The sequence below is a fragment of the Bacteroidales bacterium genome (assembly GCA_016707785.1).
Lineage (GTDB): Bacteria > Bacteroidota > Bacteroidia > Bacteroidales > UBA4417 > UBA4417.
On sequence record JADJGZ010000012.1, the window covers coordinates 179,677 to 186,735 of the forward strand.

The window sequence follows — 7,059 nt, forward strand, 5'->3', positions numbered from 1 at the left end:
TATAGTAAAAAGCTTTAAAAAAAAACAAAAGTTAAAACCAGGTGGCTTTTTGAAATAGGGCTTCTAAAAGCTATTTCATCATTCAAGTCTATGCCTTATGTACTTTCATCAAACATCACTTCGTCTGAAATGCCGGTTTTGGATAAAGGCTTCTCAATGGGTAATCTAAAATAGAAAGAGGAACCTTCCCCTTCAATACTTTCATCCCAGATCTCACCACCATTTTTTCTAAAAATCCTTTTTAAGATAAATCATATCAACAAGTTGTATGTTGCCCTCGAAAATCGGGTGGTCGTAATTGTCTATAAAAAAATTATTTACCCGATTTGACTTTTCAAATCCACAATTTTCATAAAACGACAAGATTGCCGGCGTTTCACCTGTCCCGACAAGCATTGTTTTGTAATCGTTTTTGTAGAAATCAAAAATGAAATTTATCAATGCTCTGCCGTATCCTTTGCCTTGGTATTTCTCGTATGTCGCTATGTTTTTCAATTCGCAGGTTTCGCTATTTATCGGCACTACAACGCATACACTTTTCAAATCATCGTCATATAAAACAAACAAGTCACCACCTGGTAAATACTTGTCAATCATATTTTCCTGCTCGTCAGCCAACAACAATAAGTCAAGGAACTGTTTCTTATTCTCGGTAATTTTCTCTATTTTCACCATATCGCTGATGTTTCCTAATTTGTCAGGTTTTATTTTCTGCCGTATAGCCCCACACTGCATCTAATGGTCGAGCCACACCTGTTTATTTTTTTTACTTTTAAAGATCCTATAATGTAGGGCAATAAGCTAAATAATATGAATTATGAATAAAGTTACAGTATTCTTTTTAATGGTTTTTGTCTTATCAAGAGCCGGTGCCCAGGATTATTTTATAAGCTTTACAGGAACAGGAGCTGCCACTTCAGCTGATTCGGTGCAAATTGAAAATTTAACTAAAGGAACAAGCTTGATGCTCAGTGGAGGAGATCTGTTACATCTTGTTTCAACAAATGGATTTAGTGAATTAAATTCCTCCTTAAATTCTGACCTGCTCATCTTTCCAAATCCTATGAAAGGCAATTGTATAATCAGGTTTGAGTCAGCAGCTGAAATCAACACCACGTTTGAACTTTATGATCTAAAAGGAAATAGGATAATCAATGAACAGAAATGGGTTTCAAAAGGATCTCATTTTTATAGCCTGAGTGGAATTGGTAGCGGCTTGTATACGTTGAAAATTAAATCCGGAATAAAAACTTATACTTCGAAAATACTATCTATTAGCGAAACTGTCGGCATGGCTGAATTTCGCCTGGTGGGAAATATACCTGAAATTGACATTCAAGATTCGCCTTTAGCTTCAGGACTGATGATGAGGTTGAAAAATGATAACTCTGTCATTGACATGCTATATAATACTGGCGACTTATTGATGCTTACAGGTAGATCAGGGCATTACAGAACTGTCTTTATGCTTGTGCCGTCTCAAAGTCAAGCCGTAGAATTTAATTTCATAGCTTGTACTGATGCTGATAGCAATAACTATTCTGTAGTGGAAATTGGGGCACAAACATGGATGGCTGAAAACCTGAAAGTAACTCATTATAGGGATGGTACTCCAATTCCGAATGTTACAAGCAATTCCGAATGGGCAGTTCTTTCAACCGCAGCATACTGCTGGTACAATAATGATGAAGCTAATTATAAAAATTCATACGGAGCACTTTATAACTGGTATGCGGTAGCCGATAGCCATAATATTTGCCCAACAGGCTGGCATATGCCCAGGGATTATGATTGGACCATTCTCTCCACATACTTAGGGGCAAATGCCGGTGGTAAAATGAAAAGTACAAGAACAGCACCAAATGATCCGCAACCAAGGTGGGAAGCCCCTAACACAGACGCAACAAACGAAAGTGGCTTTTCAGGCCTTCCGGGAGGTTCCCGCGACGACTTCATTGCAACTTTCTATCTCAATGGGCACTATGGCAACTGGTGGAGTAAAACTGAGGATTCTGGCAATACGCTTGATGCCTGGAGCCGTAACCTGTACCATGAACATGGCATTCTAAGCAAGGACGACAACGGTAAGTCATATGGGTTTTCAGTTCGTTGTCTCAGGGATTAGACTATTTACAATTTGAAATATTTGACGAAGCCCGATTATTTTTAAAAATGGGACTGCATCGGATAACGATTTGGGGCCAGGTGAAGTGGCGATTTTCACCATCCCGGTAGCTATCGGGATTGATGAATAGAACTAAATTTTGATTTACCACAAAAGTGCCGGAGGAGCACTGAACCGCCACTTTTGCCAAACCTGTGTTAATATTTCGTTGTTTTAGCGCACTTTGTCTGTTGTTGCAAACTTTGTTAGTTAGTTATTTTCAGGCTATTGCTTATATTCTGAATAAGTAATAAATTCTTTTCCATCGAAAATGTAAAGACCTTTTTCTTTCGTACCCACCCAAAGATTTCCAATTGCATCTTCCAAAATTGACCACCCACCTAAATTGGCTAGTCCATCTTTTGTTGTAAAAGGAGCGATAGATTTTCCATCGTAACGAAAAAGTCCATCACCGCTAAACCAAAAGTTTCCCCTTTTGTCTTCGATAATTTTAGCAACCATTGTACCTGTTAAGCCATCTTTCGCTGAAAAACTTGTAAATGTTTTTCCATCATACCGGTAGACTCCACCCCAGTTACTGAACCAAAGATTCCCATTTTTGTCCTGCAATTGAGGCCACCCCCAACTATGAGGTTTTGGCCTTGGCCCATTTTGTCCCTGGATTAATTCTTGTAGTTTAAAGTTGGTTATAGATTTACCATCGTAACGAAAAACACCTTCATTAGTTCGTCCACCTAACCAAATGTTACCTGCATTATCTTCTAAAATGCGTTCCACCTTATCATTACTGGTCAAAAAGCCATTTGCGGCTTCATTAATCGGAAAATGTGTAAAAGATTTGCCATCGTAAATATAGACACCATCAATCGTTACAAACCATAGTTTTCCGCTTTTTGCTTGCAACATACTGTAAACCCAATGGTTTTGATAGTAGGGATTCTTGTTAGGAGGCAGGTTTTTTGGTAAAGGAATCTTGATTTTGTCAAATGTTTTGCCATTGTAAAGACAAAGTCCCTTTTCAGTACCTATCCAAAATTTACCATCTTTATCTTCCAAAATGCAATAAATATTATCACAATCTAACCCATCTTTTACTGTAAATTGATTGAAAGATTTTCCATCATACTTATAAAGCCCCTTTTCAGTTGTTCCAAACCAAAGATTACCTTCATTGTCTTTTAAACTACATCGAACATTGCCAAATTGGGGGTCACTTATGGTTTTTATTAGTTTTAATCCATCCTTTTCTTTTGGCAAATCTTTTTTAACGGGTATGTCGCAGGCAGTCCCCAAAAGCAGTATTGTCAGGAAAGTAAAAACTTGTATTTGTAAGAATTTTTTTTTCATTATTCAAATTGTCTTTGAGGTCAGTCTGTAATTATTAATTTCTCTGCTGCGATGATTTTGTTTTCTTCTGTCAGCCTGATGAAATACAGTCCGCTTGGAAGATTGTCACGGGATAAAGAAACTGTCTGCCCTGAAATGTTTTTTACTTGCTTTAAAGCCTGCCCGTATGAGTTGTAAATTGTCAGGGTTGCATTTTTAAGATTGCCAATTGTCTGTATAGTTGTCGAGGAAATAAAAGGATTGGGAATGATAGAAAAAATATTCTTTTTTGAATTTTCATTAATTCCTAAGATGGTTTGTCCCGACTGAATGCAAGCATTTGGGGTACTCTGGTAGGCGTAATCTTTTATGGTGAACGATGTGGATGTTGCTGGTAAATCTAAGCGTGCCCAGCCATAGTATGTGTTTGTTCCCACAATTAGTTTTAATGCTAAATATTTATTTGTTTCTCCTACCCAGTAACCTATGCTTGTTCCCCAGCCCATTGTACCAGGGTTATTAGAATCATACCATGTTTCTAGTGTGTCACAAATACTATTAGATGCAGATAATGCCCATGGTAAATGTACACCACCAACAAAATTCCCCGAATAAGCATTGTTATTTTGAGGATAACACATCACCTTATCAACCAAATCGAATTGAATTAAAAAATCAACAATAGAGTCATTATTCAAATCTAAAGGATAAGTAGCATTGGGAGTAGCGTCAGGGATGTCAGTATATATAATTTGTGAGTATAATCTACTGTTGAAAACAAATAATATAAATAAGCAGCATAAGGATGCCACTTTTTTCAGAAATATAATTTTTGTTTTCATTTTTTATCGGTAGAGATTATCGTGCTACATCAGCACTTTTAATTGTAAAGTTAACGTTCCTGGGTTAGGCGAGCGTGGCTTTGTGTTGTTGGCCTTGCGCATTAAGCAAAGCCATGATCGCTTAGCTCGTTTTACCCAGGGTTAGTGTTAATCTACGTATGTCTCTTTTATTATATTTTTTACTTCTAATATTTCTTTATCAGTCAGTTTATCAAGCACTTTCAAGATTCTGGTCTTATCTATTGTCCTAATTTGATCTATCACAATCCACCCGGTTTTATCATTATGTTTTACTTCTATTCTGGTTGGATATGTTTTTGATTGACTTGTCATCGGAGCAATAGTAATTGTCTGAAGATGACGATTCATTTCATCTGGAGAAATAACAACACAGGGCCTGGTCTTTTTAATTTCGCTACCGACTGTAGGATCCAGATTTACTAAAACGATGCAATATTGAACTATTTCCATTCTTCAAAATTTTCATCTTCAAAAACATCTGCCATCAATGGCTTATCATCTTTATTATCATGCATTTTTTTAAATGCTTTTTCCCAGCCTTTTCTAGGCAAAGTTTTAGGTCGAATAATAATATATCCTTTTTCTAAGATCAATTCTACAGTGTCTTTGATATTATATTTCTCTAAGATGGTTTTACTTAATCTTATTCCTTTTGAATTTCCGATTTGTACTACAGAGATGTCCATGGCGATTATTGTTTGTAGTTACAAAGTTATTACAATATTTTAATATTTTGACGGATGCAGAATTTTTTTTCTAATCGGGGGTGACGGTCCCGATCTGGGCGAGGTGGGCTTTTGTGGGCCTTGCGCGTTGGAAGAGCCCGCCTTGCCTGGCCTGGGTTGGCGGTAGCTATGATTTCTTTTTTACTGATAATCTTTTAATCATACTCAGGGAATGTGTTCTATCTTTATTATTATTTAAAAAAAACTCTTCGTCATCCTTTTTATACTCAATCGCAATGAATTTGCCCCGAAGGGGAGCCTTTGGTTCAAAGCAATATTCTTGCAGATTGAGTAATGCCGGGGCGCACAGGTTTCCTCCGCCAGCCGGCGGATCGCAAAATGATTCAGCAACGGTATAACATTGGCGGGAACGGTTGCAGCTTTCCTTTGCCAGTCTTTATTCAACAGGTTTTTAAGGAATCACAAATTTAAACTTAATAATATTTTGCTGGTAAGCACAAAGTTAAGCCTGGTAGAGGGTAGGTGCTGTTAGCCGCTGTCATTTTTATTTAGAATCTAACAAGTCACTCGAATGAATTATTTTACTGCCATTTTTTTCGTAATAATTCAGCATTTCGTCAATTTTCCTTTTATCATAACTCGTAATACAATCTGATAAGACTGTAACTTTGTAGTTTTCCTTGCACATATTAAATACGGTTGATTTCACGCAGGCAATGGCGTCTGCTCCTGTAATGTAAAATTCGCTTATTTCATTTTTCTTGATAAAGTCAGCAAAATCTTCGCTGGTCAATGCGTTGCCTTTGGATTTTTCAAAAATGTTTTTGGAAACCAATTTCATGTCCGAAACTAATTCAGACCCACGAGTATTAGGTTTGAAAGTCCTTGTGCCGTCAGATAAGTTATAATGCCTTATGTAAACGACATGAATTTCATTTTCCACTGCCCAATCTATTGACCTATTAACATTGTCAATGATTTCTTTGTAGTTTTTGGTAATGTCATTTTGAATGTCAATCACCACTAGAGACTTTTTCTGCATGGGATTAATTATTTAATTTTTATGTTTGAATTCAATTTTCTATCTCATTGTCCATCGCACTGTTGCTTGTTTTCTTGCGGCTAATGTCAGCTTGTCTAAAAAGTTACATAAGTGCTTCTGATAATCCCATATTTGAGGTTAAACTCGAGCAGGTATCCAAGAAATTGAAGGAGCAAAAGAGGTTTTTAGACAGTTTGACGTTCCCGGGTTAGGCGAGGTTGGTTTAGTGGTGGGCCAGGTGCGGCTGGAAAACCCACCTTGCTTAGCCGCAGTTATGCCAAGTGATGATTCTCCCCTAGAACTCAAGGTTTAATTTTAAATGTCCTCCAAGACCTTCTCTTATTATTCTCATGAGAGTTGAAAGTCTAATATCACTTGCATTGTTCTCGATTCTGGAAATGTAGTTTTTTGTTGTTCCACATTTAATTGCAAGTTCTTCCTGAGTTAGGTTTTGTTTTTTACGAGCTTCTTGAATGAGAGCTCCAATTCTAAAGTTTTCAAACCCTTCTTCATATTTATCTCGAGCTGGAGTCCCAACTTTACCGTATTTTTTATCTAAATGATCATCCCAGGAAACAATCTTATTTTCTTGATTTGTCTTCATAGTATTTCTGTTTTAATTGTATTGCTTTTCAATTTCATTTTTGGTGTTCTTTCAGTCTTTTTGAAAACCAATTGAGGAGGATGATTAAATCTCCTTCATCGAAGAAGCAAAGGATTCTAAAAATATCAGAGCCTACTTTTATTCTTATTTCAAAAGGCCATCCGATCCCTTCAATGTGTTTGAAAAATTTCTCAGGAACCATTCTTAATGATCTAACAAGACCAATTACCCAATCAATTTTATCTTGAACATCTTGTTTTTGAGCATTATATAATTTCCAAAATTCATTGCCATAGACATAAGTAGTCCTCATTGACTTTTCGATTACGTTACAAAGTTACCTTAATAGGCAACAAATTCCAAATATTACTATTTTTCTAATAGGTAAATTTTCTATATCAAACGGCATAACG

9 protein-coding genes are annotated in these 7,059 nt (G+C 36.5%); 1 reads left to right on the top strand and 8 read right to left on the bottom strand.

Annotated features, from left to right (window positions below; genetic code table 11):
* Positions 1-228: 228 nt before the first annotated feature.
* Positions 229-672 (bottom strand): GNAT family N-acetyltransferase, encoded by a 444-nt coding sequence (locus tag IPH84_08670; protein ID MBK7173294.1) that lies wholly within the window; start codon positions 670-672, stop codon positions 229-231.
* A gap of 145 nt (positions 673-817) precedes the next feature.
* Here IPH84_08670 and IPH84_08675 point away from each other — a divergent pair, with 145 nt between their 5' ends.
* Positions 818-2,125: a T9SS type A sorting domain-containing protein gene (locus IPH84_08675; protein ID MBK7173295.1), complete on the top strand. Its 1,308-nt coding sequence runs from the start codon at positions 818-820 to the stop codon at positions 2,123-2,125.
* 264 nt (positions 2,126-2,389) lie between these two features.
* Here the strand turns inward: IPH84_08675 and IPH84_08680 are convergent, their stop codons facing one another.
* The 7 genes from IPH84_08680 to IPH84_08710 all read right to left on the bottom strand — a co-directional run bounded on the left by IPH84_08680 (position 2,390) and on the right by IPH84_08710 (position 6,959).
* Positions 2,390-3,472, bottom strand: a complete 1,083-nt coding sequence (locus IPH84_08680) for a hypothetical protein (GenBank protein MBK7173296.1) — start codon at positions 3,470-3,472, stop codon at positions 2,390-2,392.
* A 20-nt stretch (positions 3,473-3,492) separates the two neighbouring features.
* Positions 3,493-4,293, bottom strand: a complete 801-nt coding sequence (locus IPH84_08685) for a T9SS type A sorting domain-containing protein (GenBank protein ID MBK7173297.1) — start codon at positions 4,291-4,293, stop codon at positions 3,493-3,495.
* A 147-nt stretch (positions 4,294-4,440) separates the two neighbouring features.
* Positions 4,441-4,764, bottom strand: coding sequence for a type II toxin-antitoxin system PemK/MazF family toxin (locus IPH84_08690; GenBank protein ID MBK7173298.1), 324 nt, complete (start codon positions 4,762-4,764; stop codon positions 4,441-4,443).
* A complete protein-coding gene (locus IPH84_08695) occupies positions 4,755-5,000 on the bottom strand; it encodes an AbrB/MazE/SpoVT family DNA-binding domain-containing protein (GenBank protein MBK7173299.1) in 246 nt (81 codons plus the stop codon). The genes IPH84_08690 and IPH84_08695 overlap by 10 nt, the downstream gene beginning before the upstream one ends.
* A 544-nt stretch (positions 5,001-5,544) precedes the next feature.
* Positions 5,545-6,042 carry a cysteine hydrolase gene (locus IPH84_08700; protein MBK7173300.1) on the bottom strand — a complete coding sequence of 166 codons (498 nt, stop codon included), beginning with the start codon at positions 6,040-6,042 and terminating at the stop codon, positions 5,545-5,547.
* 295 nt (positions 6,043-6,337) lie between these two features.
* The gene (locus tag IPH84_08705) at positions 6,338-6,646 is read right to left on the bottom strand and encodes a helix-turn-helix transcriptional regulator (GenBank protein ID MBK7173301.1); all 309 of its coding nucleotides are present in this window, start codon (positions 6,644-6,646) and stop codon (positions 6,338-6,340) included.
* Between the two features lie 34 nt (positions 6,647-6,680).
* The gene (locus tag IPH84_08710; GenBank protein MBK7173302.1) at positions 6,681-6,959 is read right to left on the bottom strand and encodes a type II toxin-antitoxin system RelE/ParE family toxin; all 279 of its coding nucleotides are present in this window, start codon (positions 6,957-6,959) and stop codon (positions 6,681-6,683) included.
* Positions 6,960-7,059: the final 100 nt, after the last annotated feature.

What these genes read in the sequence shown, in the direction of transcription:
- IPH84_08685 (MBK7173297.1), bottom strand. Translation starts at nt 4,293, where the DNA reads ATGAAAACAAAAATTATATTTCTGAAAAAAGTGGCATCCTTATGCTGC.
- IPH84_08680 (MBK7173296.1), bottom strand. Translation starts at nt 3,472, where the DNA reads ATGAAAAAAAAATTCTTACAAATACAAGTTTTTACTTTCCTGACAATA.
- IPH84_08690 (MBK7173298.1), bottom strand. Translation starts at nt 4,764, where the DNA reads ATGGAAATAGTTCAATATTGCATCGTTTTAGTAAATCTGGATCCTACA.
- IPH84_08705 (MBK7173301.1), bottom strand. Translation starts at nt 6,646, where the DNA reads ATGAAGACAAATCAAGAAAATAAGATTGTTTCCTGGGATGATCATTTA.
- IPH84_08710 (MBK7173302.1), bottom strand. Translation starts at nt 6,959, where the DNA reads ATGAGGACTACTTATGTCTATGGCAATGAATTTTGGAAATTATATAAT.
- IPH84_08700 (MBK7173300.1), bottom strand. Translation starts at nt 6,042, where the DNA reads ATGCAGAAAAAGTCTCTAGTGGTGATTGACATTCAAAATGACATTACC.
- IPH84_08675 (MBK7173295.1), top strand. Translation starts at nt 818, where the DNA reads ATGAATAAAGTTACAGTATTCTTTTTAATGGTTTTTGTCTTATCAAGA.
- IPH84_08695 (MBK7173299.1), bottom strand. Translation starts at nt 5,000, where the DNA reads ATGGACATCTCTGTAGTACAAATCGGAAATTCAAAAGGAATAAGATTA.